This window comes from Wenjunlia tyrosinilytica, from assembly GCF_014646055.1.
Taxonomy (GTDB): Bacteria; Actinomycetota; Actinomycetes; order Streptomycetales; family Streptomycetaceae; genus Wenjunlia; species Wenjunlia tyrosinilytica.
On sequence record NZ_BMMS01000018.1, the window covers coordinates 148,611 to 163,827 of the forward strand.

The 15,217-nt window shown below is 71.6% G+C and carries 16 protein-coding genes and 1 pseudogene; 10 read left to right on the forward strand and 7 right to left on the reverse strand.

The features are described 5' to 3' along the window. Nucleotides 1-831: a helix-turn-helix transcriptional regulator gene (locus IEY86_RS21145; protein WP_189133358.1), complete on the reverse strand. Its 831-nt coding sequence runs from the start codon at nucleotides 829-831 to the stop codon at nucleotides 1-3. 93 nt (nucleotides 832-924) lie between these two features. On the opposite strand from IEY86_RS21145, the gene IEY86_RS21150 reads away from it, so the two are divergent. Then, the gene (locus tag IEY86_RS21150) at nucleotides 925-2,604 is read left to right on the forward strand and encodes an AMP-binding protein (protein WP_189133359.1); all 1,680 of its coding nucleotides are present in this window, start codon (nucleotides 925-927) and stop codon (nucleotides 2,602-2,604) included. Further along, the gene (locus IEY86_RS21155) at nucleotides 2,601-4,229 is read left to right on the forward strand and encodes an AMP-binding protein (RefSeq protein WP_189133360.1); all 1,629 of its coding nucleotides are present in this window, start codon (nucleotides 2,601-2,603) and stop codon (nucleotides 4,227-4,229) included. The genes IEY86_RS21150 and IEY86_RS21155 overlap by 4 nt, the downstream gene beginning before the upstream one ends. On the opposite strand, the gene IEY86_RS21160 is transcribed toward IEY86_RS21155, so the two are convergent. Further along, on the reverse strand, nucleotides 4,198-4,929 hold the full coding sequence (locus tag IEY86_RS21160) for a hypothetical protein (RefSeq protein WP_189133361.1): 732 nt from the start codon (nucleotides 4,927-4,929) through the stop codon (nucleotides 4,198-4,200). The genes IEY86_RS21155 and IEY86_RS21160 overlap by 32 nt on opposite strands. A gap of 674 nt (nucleotides 4,930-5,603) precedes the next feature. Between IEY86_RS21160 and IEY86_RS21165 the strand changes: the two are divergent. The 6 genes and pseudogenes from IEY86_RS21165 to IEY86_RS21190 form a co-directional block, all read left to right on the forward strand. Next, nucleotides 5,604-5,843, forward strand: a pseudogene (locus tag IEY86_RS21165) (hypothetical protein); the annotation flags it as partial. Between the two features lie 212 nt (nucleotides 5,844-6,055). Then, nucleotides 6,056-6,379, forward strand: coding sequence for a helix-turn-helix domain-containing protein (locus IEY86_RS21170; protein WP_189133421.1), 324 nt, complete (start codon nucleotides 6,056-6,058; stop codon nucleotides 6,377-6,379). Between the two features lie 262 nt (nucleotides 6,380-6,641). Continuing rightward, nucleotides 6,642-7,169: a 2-oxo-4-hydroxy-4-carboxy-5-ureidoimidazoline decarboxylase gene (gene uraD, locus IEY86_RS21175; RefSeq protein WP_189133362.1), complete on the forward strand. Its 528-nt coding sequence runs from the start codon at nucleotides 6,642-6,644 to the stop codon at nucleotides 7,167-7,169. Next, a complete protein-coding gene (locus tag IEY86_RS21180; protein WP_189133363.1) occupies nucleotides 7,166-7,645 on the forward strand; it encodes a hydroxyisourate hydrolase in 480 nt (159 codons plus the stop codon). Before uraD ends, IEY86_RS21180 begins: the two co-directional genes overlap by 4 nt. A gap of 7 nt (nucleotides 7,646-7,652) precedes the next feature. Continuing rightward, complete coding sequence (pucL, locus tag IEY86_RS21185) at nucleotides 7,653-8,666, forward strand: factor-independent urate hydroxylase (protein ID WP_189133364.1); 1,014 nt, start codon at nucleotides 7,653-7,655, stop codon at nucleotides 8,664-8,666. 98 nt (nucleotides 8,667-8,764) lie between these two features. Further along, nucleotides 8,765-10,159 carry an 8-oxoguanine deaminase gene (locus IEY86_RS21190; RefSeq protein WP_189133365.1) on the forward strand — a complete coding sequence of 465 codons (1,395 nt, stop codon included), beginning with the start codon at nucleotides 8,765-8,767 and terminating at the stop codon, nucleotides 10,157-10,159. Nucleotides 10,160-10,502: 343 nt separating this feature from the next. Here the strand turns inward: IEY86_RS21190 and IEY86_RS21195 are convergent, their stop codons facing one another. Continuing rightward, nucleotides 10,503-11,153, reverse strand: a complete 651-nt coding sequence (locus tag IEY86_RS21195; protein ID WP_189133366.1) for a sigma-70 family RNA polymerase sigma factor — start codon at nucleotides 11,151-11,153, stop codon at nucleotides 10,503-10,505. Nucleotides 11,154-11,206: 53 nt separating this feature from the next. On the opposite strand from IEY86_RS21195, the gene IEY86_RS21200 reads away from it, so the two are divergent. Continuing rightward, the gene (locus IEY86_RS21200; RefSeq protein WP_189133367.1) at nucleotides 11,207-11,479 is read left to right on the forward strand and encodes a zf-HC2 domain-containing protein; all 273 of its coding nucleotides are present in this window, start codon (nucleotides 11,207-11,209) and stop codon (nucleotides 11,477-11,479) included. A gap of 299 nt (nucleotides 11,480-11,778) precedes the next feature. On the opposite strand, the gene IEY86_RS21205 is transcribed toward IEY86_RS21200, so the two are convergent. After that, nucleotides 11,779-12,456: a hypothetical protein gene (locus IEY86_RS21205; protein ID WP_189133368.1), complete on the reverse strand. Its 678-nt coding sequence runs from the start codon at nucleotides 12,454-12,456 to the stop codon at nucleotides 11,779-11,781. Between the two features lie 173 nt (nucleotides 12,457-12,629). Here IEY86_RS21205 and IEY86_RS21210 point away from each other — a divergent pair, with 173 nt between their 5' ends. Further along, complete coding sequence (locus tag IEY86_RS21210) at nucleotides 12,630-13,004, forward strand: STAS domain-containing protein (RefSeq protein ID WP_189133369.1); 375 nt, start codon at nucleotides 12,630-12,632, stop codon at nucleotides 13,002-13,004. 52 nt (nucleotides 13,005-13,056) lie between these two features. Here IEY86_RS21210 and IEY86_RS21215 read toward each other — a convergent pair whose 3' ends face one another. Genes IEY86_RS21215 through IEY86_RS21225 form a run of 3 tightly spaced genes read right to left on the reverse strand, consistent with a single transcriptional unit; the run spans nucleotide 13,057 to nucleotide 15,214 of the window. After that, nucleotides 13,057-13,938, reverse strand: coding sequence for an amidohydrolase family protein (locus IEY86_RS21215; RefSeq protein ID WP_189133370.1), 882 nt, complete (start codon nucleotides 13,936-13,938; stop codon nucleotides 13,057-13,059). Then, nucleotides 13,911-14,222 (reverse strand): L-rhamnose mutarotase, encoded by a 312-nt coding sequence (locus IEY86_RS21220; RefSeq protein ID WP_189133371.1) that lies wholly within the window; start codon nucleotides 14,220-14,222, stop codon nucleotides 13,911-13,913. Before IEY86_RS21220 ends, IEY86_RS21215 begins: the two co-directional genes overlap by 28 nt. After that, on the reverse strand, nucleotides 14,219-15,214 hold the full coding sequence (locus tag IEY86_RS21225; protein ID WP_189133372.1) for an aldo/keto reductase: 996 nt from the start codon (nucleotides 15,212-15,214) through the stop codon (nucleotides 14,219-14,221). The genes IEY86_RS21220 and IEY86_RS21225 overlap by 4 nt, the downstream gene beginning before the upstream one ends. Between the last annotated feature and the right edge of the window lie 3 nt (nucleotides 15,215-15,217).

Genomic DNA, 15,217 nt, shown 5'->3' on the forward strand with positions numbered 1-15,217 from the left:
CTACGGCAGGAGGCCTGCTCGGCGGGCGGTCACCACTGCCTCGAGGCGGGTGTGGGTGCCCAGTTTGCGCATGGCGGAGCGCAGATAGCTCTTGACCGTCTCCATGCGCAGGCCCAGACGCTCGGCCGCGTCCGTGTTGGTGCAGCCCGTCGCGACCAGGGCGAGGACGTCCGTCTCGCGGGGCGAGAGCCCCGGACGGCCGGAGAGGACGGGGTGGTCGCCGGGGGTGGCCGACGCCGAGGCCAGCCGGGAGCAGACGCCGTGCAGCCGGGCCCGCAGCCGCGCGTCCTCGATCTCGCCGGCCAGCGCGCGCAGCTCGCTGTGGACCTGCCGGACCTCCTCCCACGCCGGCTGCGCCGCCGGAGCGTCCAGGCGGGTGAGCAGGCGCTCCGTCTCGTAGCGGACCGCCAGGCTCTGCTCCAACCCGCGGGCCGCCGCGACCACCGCGGAGATCGTCCGATCGCCCAGCGGCAAGGGCTGGCGCAGGGCCCCGTAGAGCACCGCCCTCACAGTGCGCCCCACGACCACGGGGACCGCCACCACCGAGCACAGCCCCTCCGCCGTCACCGCGCCGTCGTACTCGTGGCTGATCGTCCGCGCGGAGCGGTAGTCCACTACCGCGAACGGCCGAGCCAGCGCGACCGCCTTGCCGCCCAGGCCATTGCCGGAGACCACGGACAGACCACGCAGGGATTCGGTGGCATTGCCGGTCAACTCGCGGATGCGCAGCGACTCCTGTCCGGTCACCGTCCCCCCGAAGGCCACCGGCAGCCCGCTCGTGCGGCGCAGGGCGAGCAGGGCGGCACGTATCTCCACCGCTTCCTCGGTCATGGCTCGTGCCTCCTCACCCTCGTTCGGGGGTAGTGAGTGATCCGGGTCTCACTGGACGATGCAATGTAGCGCGTGGTCACGAGGAGGAAACACATGGCGGACAGCAGTGCCGGAGTCGAGGGCTTCCGCGAGGCCCGGGACTTCCTGCTGCGGCACCGGGGAGACTACGGCACGGCGTACCGCGACTTCCGATGGCCGCGGCTGGACGAGTTCAACTGGGCGCTGGACTGGTTCGACGCCATCGCCGAGGGCAATGAGCGTCCCGCGCTGTGGATCGTCGAGGAGGACGGGTCCGAGGACCGCTACTCCTTCCGCGAGATGTCCCGCCGATCCTCCCGGGTGGCGAACTGGCTGCGCGAGCAGGGCGTGGGGGCCGGGGACCGCATCCTCCTCATGCTCGGCAACCAGGTCGAGCTGTGGGAGACGATGCTCGCCGCCATGAAGCTGCGGGCGGTGGTCATCCCCGCGACGACCCTCCTCGGCACGGACGACCTGATCGACCGGGTGGAGCGGGGGCAGGTCGCCCATGTGGTCACCGGCTCGGCCGACACGGGCAAGTTCGACGGGGTGCCGGGGGAGTACACGCGTATCGCGATCGGGGACCCGGTGCCGGGGTGGCTGCGGTACGCGGACGCGTACGCCGACCCACCGGACTTCGCCCCGGACGGGCCGACCCGGGCGGACGACACCCTGCTGCTGTACTTCACCTCGGGCACCACGGCCCAGCCCAAGCTGGTCGAGCACACCCACGCCTCGTACCCGGTGGGCCACCTGTCCACCATGTACTGGATCGGCCTCGAGCCCGGCGATGTGCACCTCAATATCTCCTCGCCGGGCTGGGCGAAGCACGCGTGGAGCAATCTGTTCGCCCCCTGGAACGCCGAGGCGACGGTCTTCATCCACAACTACTCGCGCTTCGACCCCGCCCGCCTCCTCACCGAGATCCAGCGCTGCGGGGTGACGAGCTTCTGCGCCCCGCCCACCGTGTGGCGGATGCTGATCCAGGCGGACATGAGCACACTGAAGACCCCTCCGGCCAAGGCCGTTGGCGCGGGCGAGCCGCTCAACCCCGAGGTCATCGAGCATGTGCGGCGGGCCTGGGGGGTGACGATCCGCGACGGCTTCGGGCAGACCGAGACAACCGTCCAGGTGGCCAACTCGCCCGGGCAGCCGCTCAAGACCGGCTCCATGGGGCGGCCGAGCCCCGGATACCGGGTGGTACTCCTCGACCCCGGCACCGGTGAGGCCGCCGACGAGGGCGAGATCTGCCTGGACCTGAGCGAGCGGCCGCTCGGGCTCATGGTGGGCTACCACGGCGACGAGGAGCGCAACGCCGAGGCGATGGCGGGCGGTTACTACCACACGGGAGACGTGGGCTCGCGCGACGAGGACGGCTACATCACCTATGTCGGCCGCGCCGACGACGTGTTCAAGGCGAGCGACTACAAGATCTCCCCGTTCGAGCTGGAGAGCGTCCTGCTGGAACACCCCGCCGTCGCCGAGGCCGCCGTCGTGCCCTCGCCCGATCCGCTGCGCCTCGCGGTGCCGAAGGCGTTCGTCGTGCTCACCGCCGGATGGGAGCCGGGCGAGGAGACGGCCCGTTCGATCTTCGAGCACTCCAGGAATCACCTGGCGCCCTACAAGCGGGTCAGGCGGCTGGAGTTCGCGGAACTGCCGAAGACCGTCTCGGGGAAGATCCGGCGCACCGAGCTTCGCGCCCGCGAGATCGAGCGCCGGTCGGACCGCGAGTTCACCGAGGACGGCGTCGAATGAGCGAGCCCAGCTACGCGAGCGGCGTGGGGGAGGTGCCGCTGCTCGGCGACACCATCGGGGGCAATCTCCAACGGGCCGTCGACGCCTTCCCCGAGCGCGAGGCCCTGGTCGACTGCCCCAGCGGCCGCCGGTGGACCTACGCGGAGTTCGGCGCGGCCGTGGAGGAGGTGGCGCTCGGCCTGCTCGCCAAGGGAGTGGAGAAGGGCGACCGCGTCGGCATCTGGGCCGTCAACTGCCCGGAATGGGTGCTGGTCCAGTACGCCACCGCCCGCATCGGGGCGGTCATGGTGAACATCAACCCCGCCTACCGAGTCCATGAGCTGGAGTTCGTGCTCAAGCAGTCGGGGATCTCCCTCCTCGTCTCCTTCACCGAGTACCGCACCAGCGACTACCGGGGTATGGCCGAGCAGGTCAGGGGCGCGTGCCCGGACCTTCGGGAGATCGTCCACATCGGCGACCCCACCTGGGACCGGCTGGTCGCGGCGGGCGCCGCCGTCCCGGCGGGACGGCTTGCCGAGCGCGAGGCACGGCTGTCCTGCGACGACCCGGTCAACATCCAGTACACCTCCGGCACCACGGGCTTCCCCAAGGGCGCGACGCTCTCGCACCACAACATCCTCAACAACGGCTACTTCGTCGGCGAGACGATCGGGTACACCGAGCAGGACCGGATCTGCCTGCCCGTCCCGTTCTACCACTGCTTCGGCATGGTCATGGGAAACCTCGGGGCCACCACCCACGGAGCCTGCGTCATCATCCCGGCGCCGTCGTTCGACCCCGCGGCGACGCTGCGCGCGGTCGCGCGGGAGCGGGCCACCTCCCTGTACGGCGTCCCCACCATGTTCATCGCCGAACTCGAGCTGCGCGACTTCGCCGAGTACGACCTGTCCAGCCTGCGCACCGGGATCATGGCGGGCTCACCCTGCCCCGTCGAGGTGATGAAGCGGGTCGTCACCGAGATGAACATGGCCGAGGTGTCCATCTGCTACGGCATGACCGAGACCTCGCCCGTCTCCACCCAGACCCGCCGCGACGACGACCTCGAACGGCGCACGGGCACGGTCGGCCGCGTGCTTCCCCACATCGAGGTCAAGGTGGTCGACCCCGCCGACGGCACCACCCTTCCCCGCGGGGAGGCGGGGGAGCTGTGCACCCGCGGCTACTCGGTGATGCTCGGCTACTGGGACGAGCCGGAGCGGACGGCCGAGGCGGTCGACCCGGCCCGCTGGATGCACACCGGGGACCTCGCCGTGATGCGCGAGGACGGCTGTGTGCAGATCGTCGGCCGCATCAAGGACATGATCATCAGAGGCGGGGAGAACATCTACCCGCGTGAGATCGAGGAGTTCCTCCACACCCACCCGGCGATCCGCGATGTGCAGGTGGTCGGGGTGCCGGACGAGAAGTACGGGGAGGAGATCCTGGCCTGTGTGATCCTGCGCGAACCCGGCGGCACACTCGGCGTGGAGGACATCGCGGCGTTCTGCGAGGGCAGGCTGGCCCGCTACAAGGTGCCCCGCCACGTCGAGGTCGTCGATTCCTTCCCGATGACCGTCAGCGGCAAGGTGCGCAAGGTGGAACTGCGCGAGCGGGCTACGGAACGGTTGGCGCGCCCACGCGGATGAGGACCTCCGCCGCCTCGTTGACCGCCTGCGGGGTGCCCGTGAGGTCGAGGACGAACAGCGGGATGGACAGCTGGTCGGCGCGGACGCGGGCGTCGCGCGAGTAGCCGGCCAGCGCGAAGAAGGCCGAGGCGCAGTCCTCGTTGAGGCTGTTCAGCCACAGGCACTCGACCTCCTTGAGCGCCGTCGGTCTGATGTCCCCGTCGACCTGGGCGACCACTCCCTTGCCCCGTATGTCTATCCCGCTGCGGGCGCGGTCCTCGCTCGGCCTGACCTCGGCGAAGCCGAGCCACTTCAGATACTGGACGGCCGCGGTGACCGCGTCCGCCGAGGTGCGGATGGTGACCGGATGGAACGGAGGGCGCAGCGGCGGCAGGGAGGCCGCCGCGGTCGTCTGGCGGCGGGGCCCGGAACGGCCGGACGGCTGGTCGGTGCCGGTGCGCCCGGTGTCCACGGGGAGGCGGACCGTCGCCCCGCAGGCGCAGCCGAACTCCGGCTGCGGCCACTGGTCGCAGCGCCCGCACTCGCCGCAGCGCAGTATCACCCAGGAGTCGTCCCAGGAGCGGTGCCTCACCTGCACGGGGATGCCCGCGCGCAGCAGTGGGACCGTCAGCGGCGCTCCGCAGGCGCAGGGAAACGTGGCCGGAGTGAACGCGTGTTCACGCCGGCATGCCGGGCAGCGCACCGGAACGCTCTCCGCCATGGCTGGGCCTCCCGCAACAATCGCATCGGCTGTCCTGCTGTTCCCATGGTCTCCCATGGTCCACGAAGCGGGCCCGCCGGGGGAACGGGTTCCAGGACACGACATGGCTCGTCACCGTACGGAAGGGGCGATGAGCCGCCCTGCGGCGCTGCGGGCGCGACTGAACTGGTGTGCCGCCGGGCGGAGTTGGTCCCATCCGGTCCACGTCGTGGCCGACGGACCGAAGGGGTGATCGGGAGAAAGGATCAGGAGGGCCGATCAGGAGGGGTGATCAGGAAGGCTGATCAGAAGGGCTGATCAGAAGGGCTGACAGAAGTACTGGCAGGATGCTGATCGAAGGAGCGGTTCAGCCCCGGGCGGGGGCTCGAACTTCCTGACAGCGCCCCATGTACGGGCCATGCGCAGTGTCCGCCTCATGCTCGACGAGTGTCTCGACGAGGACCGGGCGGCCGACGAGGAACGGGCGGGAGGTGGAGACGGCTTTCCTGTTCCTTGCGCGCGCGGTCGATGGCCGGAAGAACCCCTTCCGCTCGTCCCCGTCCGGCTTTCCGTAATGCTCCGTAGTGATCCGTAATGCGGAATGCGTTTTTTGTATGCCGGAGGAGTGCGGGCGGGCTCGGCGCAGTGTCATGGGGGCATTTCGTCGAGCCGTGGGGAAGGGCTACTTTTGCCGCGTGCGATTGAGGGTGGAGTTCACGACCGAGCCGTTCGACTTCGACGAGATCCCGGACCATGCCCGAGTGGCCCGAGAGGTGGTCGCCGAGGCGGGCTTCGACAGCGTGGACGTGGGGCCGTTCGGCAATACGGCGGAAGGTGCCGCGCAGGCCGTGCTGCCCGCCCTCGCCGAATTGCTGACGCGGACGCTCGAGGCCGGGGCCACTCGTGTCTCCCTCCAGGTCAACGTGGTCGAGGGCAGCGAGGGCAGCGAGGGCAGCGAGGGCAGCGAGGGCAGCGAGGGCAGCGAGGGCAGCGAGAGCGGCGAGGGCGGCGAGGGCGGCGAGGGCGGCGGCGCCGAGGGTGGCGAAGCCGAGGATGGCGGCGCCCGCGGTGGGGAGGGCGCCCCGTGACGGCGGCCGAGGGCACCGAGCACCCCTTCGTTTCGGCGGTCAAGCCGCTGGTGGACGCGATGGGTGGCGAGTTCGTCGAGCCCGGCCGCGCCCGCGGCGACGATGTCGTGCTCAGTTGGGAGGGCCGCGAGCTGGTGGCCGTACGGCTGCCGCACCTGTCCGACTCCTTGGAGCATTTGCTCGCCGATCTGAAGCGCAGGCACGGGATGCCCCTGGCCGAGCTGGACCGGGCGACCAAGCGATCCGTGGTCAAGATCCTGGAGGAGCGCGGAGCGTTCTCCGTCCGTCATGGGGTGGAGACGGTGGCGGCGGCGCTCGGCGTCAGCCGGTTCACCGTGTACAACTACTTGAACCGCGAGGACGCGGCGGAAGGCCGGGAATGACCCGTAGTGTGGGCGCCGTTGAGTGAACGAGGGGTCGCTCCGAGCGCCGAAGCCGTCGTCCAGCGGGTCCGGGCGGCGGCTTTTCGGCGCGCCGGACTTCAACAAAGTGTTGACGTGGCGGAGTGTTGGACCTAGCTTCCTTAGCGGCCGCACACCGAGGCGGCCGACCGGTTCGGCCACCCCGTTCCGCCGCCCGGACGGCCGGGCGACGCTCCGTCGGCGATTCTCCGTGCCTTTCACCGCTCCCCCGCAGGAGGCCCCAGTGTCCTCAGCTTCCTCCCTTTCGAACGCCGCGACGACCGGGCTCGCCTGGCTCAACGCCGCCGCCGAGGAGGAGGCCGCGCCGCTGCTCCACGAGGTGTGCTCCGCCCGGGCCTGGGGGCAGGCGGTCCTGTCCGCCCGCCCCTACGCGGACACCGGGGCGCTGTTCGCCGCGAGCGACCGGGCGACGGCGGCGCTCACCGACTCCGGCCTCGAGGAGGCCATGGCCGGGCATCCGCCGATCGGGCGCCCCAAGGCCGGGGACCCGACGTCCGCGCGAGAGCAGAGCGGAGTGCGCGAGTCCCAGCGGGAGGAACTGCTGGAGATGAACCTCCGGTACCAGGACACATTCGGGCATGTCTTCCTGATCTGCGCCACCGGCCGCACCGGGGACGAGATGCTCGCCGCCCTGCGGGAGCGCCTGGGCAACACCCCCGAGCGCGAACGGGAGATCGTCCGGGTCGAGCTGGGAAGGATCAACCGCATCCGGCTCGACCGGCTCGTGACCGAGAAGGGAGGAACGGTATGAGTGAGCACGCGGGAACCTCGGTCTCCACGCACATCCTCGACACCAGCGTCGGCCGCCCGGCCGAAGGGGTGGCGGTGGAGCTCGCCGTCCGCTCCGGCGACGGGACGTCCTGGGACCGCTTCGCCGCGTCCGCGACCGACACGGACGGCCGATGCAAAGACCTTCCCGAACTGCCCCTGGGCACCAGGGACGTGCGACTGCGCTTCGAGGTCGCGCCGTATTTCCTGAGCCAGGACAGGCGATCCCCGAACGTGCACGGGCATTTCCCGCAGGACGCCGAGGACGAGCAGGCCGAGGGCAAGCAGGCCGAGGGCAAGCAGGACGCCCCCCGCACAAGGGACAGCGCCCCTGAGAACAGGGACCGTGGGGTCTTCTTCCCGGAAGTGTCGGTGGCCTTCACCGTCGAGCCGGGCGAGCACTACCACGTACCGCTGCTGCTCAACCCGTTCGGCTACTCCGTATACCGAGGGAGCTAGCAGCGACATGACCGATCAGTCCCGCCCCGTACTCCTGGGCCAGAACCAGTACGGCAAGGCGGAGAACCGCGTCGTCAGGATCGTCCGGGACGGCCGTATCCACCACATCAAGGACCTCAGTGTCTCGGTCGCCCTCTCGGGTGACATGGAGGAGGTCCACACTTCCGGCAGCAATGCCACGGTGCTGCCGACCGACACGACCAAGAACACCGTGTTCGCCTTCGCCAAGGAGCACGGCATCGAGTCGGCCGAGCGGTTCGGTATCGCCCTCGCCCGCCACTTCGTCACCAGCCAGGAGCCGATCGAGCGGGCCCGTATCCGGATCGAGGAGTACGCCTGGGAGCGGATCGAGCCGAACCGCGGCGCCCGCTCCGACGGCGGCGCCGAATCCAATGGCGCTGAATCCAATGGCACTGAATCCAACGGCGCCGACTCCACCGGCGCCGACTCCGAAGGCGCCGACGAGGCCAAGCACTCGTTCGTCAGGAAGGGCCAGGAGACCCGGATCGCCCAGATCACGTTCGACGGGGAGGACTGGGAGGTCCTTGCGGGCCTGAAGGACCTCACGGTCCTCAACTCCACCGACTCGGAGTTCTGGGGCTACGTCAAGGACAAGTACACGACCCTCCAGGAGGCGTACGACCGCATCCTGGCCACCGAGGTCAGCGCCCTGTGGCGGTACAACTGGACCGGCGGCGAGGACGGGCAGCCCGACTGGGAACGCTCCTACGGCGAGGCGAGGAAGCACCTGCTGGAGGCGTTCGCCGAGACCTACAGCCTCTCGTTGCAGCAGACCCTGTACCAGATGGGCTCACGGGTGATCGACCACCGCGCGGAGATCGACGAGGTGCGCCTGTCCCTGCCGAACAAGCATCACTTCCTGGTCGACCTCACGCCCTTCGGGCTGAAGAACGACAACGAGGTCTACTACGCGGCCGACCGGCCCTACGGCCTCATCGAGGGCACCGTGCTGCGCGCCGGCGCACAGCAGAGGATCCCCGTGGACATGACCAACCTCTGACCCCTCGGGGCGAACCAGCACCGCCGACGGGCTCGGCGGCCGTCCGGTCCACCGGCCGCGAGGCTCGTACCCTTGAATGAGAGAACCGAGGAAGAACCATGGCAGCACCCGTCGCACGGGACCGCGCCCCGGAGCGGATCGTCGTCGAGAACGTCGCCGTCGCCACCGTGGACGCCGAGGACACCGAGTACGACTCGGGCCACGTCGTGGTCGCGGGCAACCGCATCGAGTCGGTCGGCCCCGGCGCCGCCCCGGCCGTCGACAACGTGGTGCGGCGCGTCGACGGCACGGGCCACCTCGTCACTCCGGGCCTGGTCAACACCCACCACCACTTCTACCAGTGGATCACCCGGGGGCTGGCCCAGGACGCCAACCTCTTCGACTGGCTCGTTGCGCTCTACCCCATGTGGTCGCGGATCGACGAGCCCATGGTCCACGCGGCCGCGCAGGGGTCGCTGGGCATGATGGTGCGCGGCGGAGTGACCACCGCGATGGACCATCACTACGTCTTCCCGCGGGGCGCGGGCGACCTGCTCGGTGCGGAGATCCGCGCCGCCGCCGAGATCGGCGTGCGGTTCAGCGCCACCCGTGGATCCATGGACCGCGGTGAGTCCCAGGGCGGCCTGCCGCCGGACTTCGCCGTCGAGACCACCGAGGCGGCGCTGACCGCCACCGAGGCGGCGGTCGACAAGCACCACGACGCCTCGTTCGACTCGATGCTGCGCATCGGCGTCGCCCCGTGCTCGCCGTTCTCCGTCTCCACGGAGCTCATGCGCGAGGCCGCGGTGCTCGCCCGCCGCAAGGGAGTGCGCCTGCACACCCATGGCTCGGAGACGATCGAGGAGGAGGAGTTCTGCAAGGAGCTCTTCGGTATGGGGCCCACCGACTACTTCGAGAGCACCGGATGGCTCGGCGGCGACGTGTGGATGGCGCACTGCGTCCACATGAACGACTCCGACATCGCCGCCTTCGCCCGCACCGGCACCGGGGTGGCGCACTGCCCCTCCTCCAACGCCCGTCTGGCGGCGGGCATCGCCCGTGTCCCGGACATGCTGGCGGCGGGGGTCCCCGTGGGCATCGGGGTGGACGGCACCGCCTCCAACGAGTCCGGTGAACTCCACACCGAGCTGCGCAACGCCCTGCTGATCAACCGCCTCGGCGGCCATCGCGAGAAGGCGCTCAGCGTCCGTCAGGCACTGCGGCTGGGCACCTACGGCGGCGCCCAGGTCCTCGGCCGCCAGGACGAGATCGGCTCCATCGAGCCCGGCAAGCTCGCCGACCTGGCCCTGTGGAAGCTCGACGGCATCGGCCACGCCGGGATCGCCGACCCGGTCGCCGCCCTGGTCCTGGGAGCCGCGGCCCCGCTGACCCTCCTGCTCGTGAACGGCCGTGCCGTGGTCGAGGAGGGCCGTCTGACGACCGTGGACGAGGACACCGTTGCGCGCAACGCCGGGCGCGAGGCCCGACGCCTCGCGGCGATCATGGCGGGCTGACTCCCGGCACTCGCCGACTCCCCGTCACGCACGCACATACCGCGCAGGTCACGCACAGAGTCCGGCCGGGCGGGACAGCGTTTCGGACGGGTCGCTCCGGCCCCAGGGAGCCCGGAGCCGCCGAGCCCGGAGCCGCCGAGCCCGGAGCTGCCGAGCCCGGCGCGTGGGCCGACCCGCCCCCGCCCCCTCGGGGGTGGGGGCGGGGGCCATGGCGGTCCGGTCGGCCCATGAGCACTTCGAGGACACCGGGAACGAGGTGGGGCCGCAGCCGTGGCGACCGTCCGGATGCTTCCCGGCGGGGGCCGCGGCGCCCCGCCGGGAAGCCCCGTCCGGCGGCCGGAGTTCAGCGCGCGGCCGCCAGGCGTGCGGGCGCGGCCGGCGCACCGCCGTGCTGGGTGTCCGCGTGCTGCGTGTCGCTGTGCCGCGTGTCGGCGCATTGGGTGCCGCTGTCTGCGCGCTCGGCCGCGTACAGCAGCGCGACGAGGTCCTCGCGGGCGCGGGCCACCCTGGACCGGATGGTCCCCAGGGGGCACCCCGCCACCTGTGCCGCCTCCTTGTAGGGCAGGCCGAGCAACTGGGTGAGGACGAAGGCCTCGCGGCGGGGCCCGGCGAGCCCGTCCAGCAGTTCGCCCAGCGCCACCCCCTCGTCGAAGCCGGGCAGGTCGCGGGGCTGCCTGCGCTCGGCCGCCTCCTGCCAGTCCGCCATATCCGCCGTACGCGGGCGGGCGGCCGCGGAGCGGTAGCGGTCCACGACGGTGCGGCGCGCGATGGACAGCAGCCAGGTGCGGGCGCTGGAGCGCGCCGCGAAGCCGGGCAGGCTGCGCAGCGCCCGGAGGAAGGTCTCCTGTGTCAGATCGTCGGCGCTCTGCACATCGCTCAGGTGCGCGACGAACCGCCACACATCGCGGTGGGTGGCTCTCACCAGGCTCTCCACGGCCTCGTCCTCGCCGTCGCGGGCGGCCAGGGCCAGGGCGGTCACCTGCTCGTCGTCCATCCGGCGCACCTCCCGGATGGCACCCTCGCCGGGGCATCGGCGACGATCGAAGGGTGAACTGCTCCGACTACCGCACCGCCCTGTCCTGCCGCCTCGACGGCGAACCGCTGCCGGAGGGGATCGACGAGCGGTCGCTCGAGGAGCACCTGGCGCAGTGCCCCAGGTGCCGGGAGTGGGAGCGCCGGGCGAAGCGGCTGCGCGAGGAGACCCAGGAGCGGGCCGCGGGGGACCACATCCCGCAGGCGCCCGATCCGGAGGTCGTCCGGCGCATCCTCAAGGCGCTGCAGTCGGAGGAGCCCGAGCAGCCCGAGCAGCCCGAGCAGTGAGCCTGTCGGGATCCGGGTGCTGGGGGCTTGGACGGTCGGGGCCGCAGGGGTGGGGGCCGGACGGTTCGGGGCCGGAGAGGTCGGGGTCACAGGGGGCGGGGCCAGAGGGTTCGGGGCTGGCGGGGGCGTGGCTCGGGATGCCGGGGCTTGTGCGGTCGGGGCATGGGTGATCGAAGAGGTCGTCAAGACGCGTCCTCACATCGTGGAGGGCATGCGGTGAAGGCATGCGCTGAACGGCATGCGCGGGAAGGCACGGTCGGCGGCCCCACCGCCGACGGACAGGACGCGGCAGGGGGCGGTCAGCTCGGAACCGGCGACGCCGGAGGACCCCTCAGTGAGACGGCGTGGGCGAGCAGGACCCCACGGGCCCGGAACGGCCTGCGGGGCACCGGCCGCCGCTGGGGCGGCTTGGCGCCCTCGACGCGGCGGAGCAGGAGCAGAACGGGGGCGAACACCACCGCGAGCAGGGCCTGGCACAGCCGGAACGCGGCCGTCTCACCGCGCCACAGCCACAGCCCGCACAGCACCGCGGCCAGCAGGTGGGCCAGGACCATGCCGGATCCGGATCCGGAGTGGGCCATGGGCATCCCGTGCGCGGCCATGCTCTGCGCGGCCATCTCGTGCACGCTCGTGCCATGCAGCTCGTGGACGGCCGAGGCCTCGTGCGGGCGGGTGAGGATCACCACCGGATCCAGGGCGCGGGGGCGGTCGGACATGCCCTGGCCGGACGCCTGACGGAACAGCGAGTGCAGGCCGTACTGGGTGACCAGCGTCGCCCCGACGATGCCCGCGGGCCCGCACCGTCGCCCCGCAAGGGCCCACGCGGCGCCAAGCGTGGCGCACCATCCCGCCGCGAGCGACCACCACGGCAGCGGCCGACCGGACATCACCGCGTGCCCCAGGGCCGCGAGCGCCACGCAGACCGCGGCGAACACGGCGGCTCGCGCGGTGCGGGGAACGGGTCGGTCGGCAGTCATGTCCGGGTCATCGTCGCATCCAAGGTCAGCGGCCGGAGGGCAGGGTGCGCAACACGAGCTTTCCGCGGTTTGCCCGCATTGTTACCGCGACCACTTGATTCGTGGGGTCCGCGGGCGAATAGTGGGGCCTCAGCGGCGCTGAACGGGGGCGCCGAGGTGGAGGGAGAGACCCCATGTCTCGATTTCCCGTGGTCACCGGAACGGCCGACGGCAGCACCGTCGTGGAGCTGTCCGGCGACATCGATCTGCTGACCGCCCCCACGGTTGCCCGGTGCATCGACGCCGTGACCCGCAATCCGCACCCGCGGGTGGTCCTGGACCTGCGGCCGGTCACCTTCATGGACTGCCGCGGTATGTCCCTCCTGGTCCGGGCGCGGCGCCGCATCAGAGAGCGGGCCGGCATGCTCGTGGTGGTGACCGACGACAGCCGGATCCTGCGGACGATGCGCACGACCGGCCTGCTGGAATCGTTCGTCGTCCACTCGGAGCTGCGCTCGGCACTGGCCGCGGTCTCCTCGCCGCTGCGCAACCCCGCCGCGTCCGCCTGACCCCCTCGCCCCGGTACTCACACCCGCCCCACGCCCCGCCGTACACCCTGCCTCACCGTTGCTCGGGGACGCCTTCGCCGGAGAGTCCGTAGACCCGTGCCGCCGTGCCGCCGAGCACGGCGGCCTGCTCGTCCGGGCCCAGGGACGCCGTCAGCTCCACCGCGGCCTTGAGCACATCCGCGTAGGAGGCCGCGACCAGGCACACCGGCCAGTCCGAGCCGAACATCAGCCGGTCCGGACCGAACGCCTCCAGCACCGTGTCGGCGAACGGCCGCAGCGCCTCCACCGTCCAGGTGCGCCAGTCCGCCTCGGTGACCATGCCGGACAGCTTGCAGACGGTGTTCGGCAGCTCCGCGAGCGCCCGGACGTCCCGCGCCCAGGGCTCCGGCTCCCCGGCGGCGATCGGCGGCTTGCCCAGATGGTCGAGAACGAAGGTCAGCTCCGGCACCGCCGCGGCGACCTCCACGGCCGCCGGAAGCTGGTGCGGCAGCACCACCAGGTCGTAGACCAGTCCGGCACTCGCCACCGCCTGGAGCCCCCTCAGCGCCTCGGGGCGCACCAGCCAGCGTGGATCGGGCTCGGCCTGCACCTGGTGGCGGATGCCCACCAGCGGGCCCGTCCCGGCGAGGCGCGCCAGGTTCTCTCCGACATCGCGCGAGGTCAGATCGGTCCAGCCGACGACCCCGGCGATCAGCGGACTGGAGGCTGCCAGCTCCAGGAACTCCGGGGTCTCCCGCGCCACCGTGACCGTCTGCACGAGAACGGTGGCGTCCACCCCGGCCGCCGCGGCCTCACGCTGCAGCTCCTCCACCGTGAATGTGCGCCGCAGCGGCTCCAGCTCCGGACCGGCGATCCAGTCCTGGGCGCGGACCGCGAGGTCCCACACATGGTGGTGCGCGTCGACGATCACAGCTGCCACACCACCGGCAGGCATGCCCCGGTGCCGTCCCGCGAGTAGTCGTGGGAGACCTCCAGCAACTCGGCCATACGCGCCTGCCACGCCGCGTTGACCGGCAGCCCCTCCAGCTCACCGATGAGCCGGGAGTAGTCCTCGCAGTCGATCACGTGGAACAGATCCGTACCGCTGCGCCAGATCGTCCACGACGTCGCTCCCGCCGCGCGGATCGCATCGGTCAGCTCCTGCGGAACCTCCCGGTGCGCCGCCTCGTACTCCTCGATCCCGTCGGCGCGCACGCGGGTGTGCAGGGCCACTCTCATGTCGGGCTCCCTCCCGGGACGGGGACCTCCACGGGCAGCAGACCCCCGGTGCGCAGCGAGGTCCACAGCCGCTGCGGCACCGCTCGGCACAGCATGGCCGCCGCGTCCCTGACCTCCGCGGCGGTACGGGCGCCGAGCAGGACGCTCGCGACCGCCGGGTGCCCGAACGGGAAGCGCAGTGCCGCCGCGCGCAGCGGCACCCCCTCCCGTGCGCACACTCCCTTGAACCGCAGCGCGCGCTCCAGCACGGACTCCGGCGCGGTCGCATAGTCATAGGTGGCGCCCGGCCTCGGGTCGGCGAGCAGGCCGGAGTTGAAGACCCCGCCGACCACCACCGAGGCCCCCCGCTCACGGGCCAGCGGCAGGAGTTCGTCCAGGCCGCTCTGGTCGAGCAGGCTGTAGCGGCCGGCGAGCAGGACCACGTCCATGTCGGTCTCCCGCAGGAAGCGGGTCAGGAGTGCGGCCTGGTTCATCCCGGCCCCGATCGCCCCCACGACGCCCTCGGAGCGCAGCCGCTCCAGCGCCGGGTACGCCCCGCTCAGCGCCTGCTCGGGATGGTCGTCGGGATCGTGCAGATAGACGATGTCGACGCGGGAGAGGTCCAGGCGCTTCAGGCTCGCCTCGATACTGCGCATCACCCCGTCCGCGGTGAAGTCCCAGCGGCGGTGGTGGGTGGCGGGGACGGCGAACCCCTGCGCCAGATCGTCCCCCTCCACCCGGTCGACCGGCTCCAGCAGGCGCCCGACCTTGGTGGAGACGGTGAACTCCTCGCGCGGTCTGCCCCGCAGCGCCAGGCCCAGCCGCCGCTCCGCCAGACCGAGTCCGTAGTGGGGCGCGGTGTCGAAGTACCGCACCCCGACGTCCCACGCGGCGTCCACGGTCGCCCGCGCGTCGTCGTCCGAGACGGGGGAGTAGAGATTGCCGATCGGGGCGGTGCCCAGGGACAGCACGGTCACCTCGACGCCGCTGCCGCCGAGCCCCACGCTTCTCACGGC

What these genes read in the sequence shown, in the direction of transcription:
- IEY86_RS21145 (WP_189133358.1), bottom strand. Translation starts at nt 831, where the DNA reads ATGACCGAGGAAGCGGTGGAGATACGTGCCGCCCTGCTCGCCCTGCGC.
- IEY86_RS21150 (WP_189133359.1), top strand. Translation starts at nt 925, where the DNA reads ATGGCGGACAGCAGTGCCGGAGTCGAGGGCTTCCGCGAGGCCCGGGAC.
- IEY86_RS21155 (WP_189133360.1), top strand. Translation starts at nt 2,601, where the DNA reads ATGAGCGAGCCCAGCTACGCGAGCGGCGTGGGGGAGGTGCCGCTGCTC.
- IEY86_RS21160 (WP_189133361.1), bottom strand. Translation starts at nt 4,929, where the DNA reads ATGGCGGAGAGCGTTCCGGTGCGCTGCCCGGCATGCCGGCGTGAACAC.
- IEY86_RS21170 (WP_189133421.1), top strand. Translation starts at nt 6,056, where the DNA reads ATGGGTGGCGAGTTCGTCGAGCCCGGCCGCGCCCGCGGCGACGATGTC.
- IEY86_RS21180 (WP_189133363.1), top strand. Translation starts at nt 7,166, where the DNA reads ATGAGTGAGCACGCGGGAACCTCGGTCTCCACGCACATCCTCGACACC.
- pucL (WP_189133364.1), top strand. Translation starts at nt 7,653, where the DNA reads ATGACCGATCAGTCCCGCCCCGTACTCCTGGGCCAGAACCAGTACGGC.
- IEY86_RS21190 (WP_189133365.1), top strand. Translation starts at nt 8,765, where the DNA reads ATGGCAGCACCCGTCGCACGGGACCGCGCCCCGGAGCGGATCGTCGTC.
- IEY86_RS21195 (WP_189133366.1), bottom strand. Translation starts at nt 11,153, where the DNA reads ATGGACGACGAGCAGGTGACCGCCCTGGCCCTGGCCGCCCGCGACGGC.
- IEY86_RS21205 (WP_189133368.1), bottom strand. Translation starts at nt 12,456, where the DNA reads ATGACTGCCGACCGACCCGTTCCCCGCACCGCGCGAGCCGCCGTGTTC.
- IEY86_RS21210 (WP_189133369.1), top strand. Translation starts at nt 12,630, where the DNA reads ATGTCTCGATTTCCCGTGGTCACCGGAACGGCCGACGGCAGCACCGTC.
- IEY86_RS21215 (WP_189133370.1), bottom strand. Translation starts at nt 13,938, where the DNA reads ATGCCTGCCGGTGGTGTGGCAGCTGTGATCGTCGACGCGCACCACCAT.
- IEY86_RS21220 (WP_189133371.1), bottom strand. Translation starts at nt 14,222, where the DNA reads ATGAGAGTGGCCCTGCACACCCGCGTGCGCGCCGACGGGATCGAGGAG.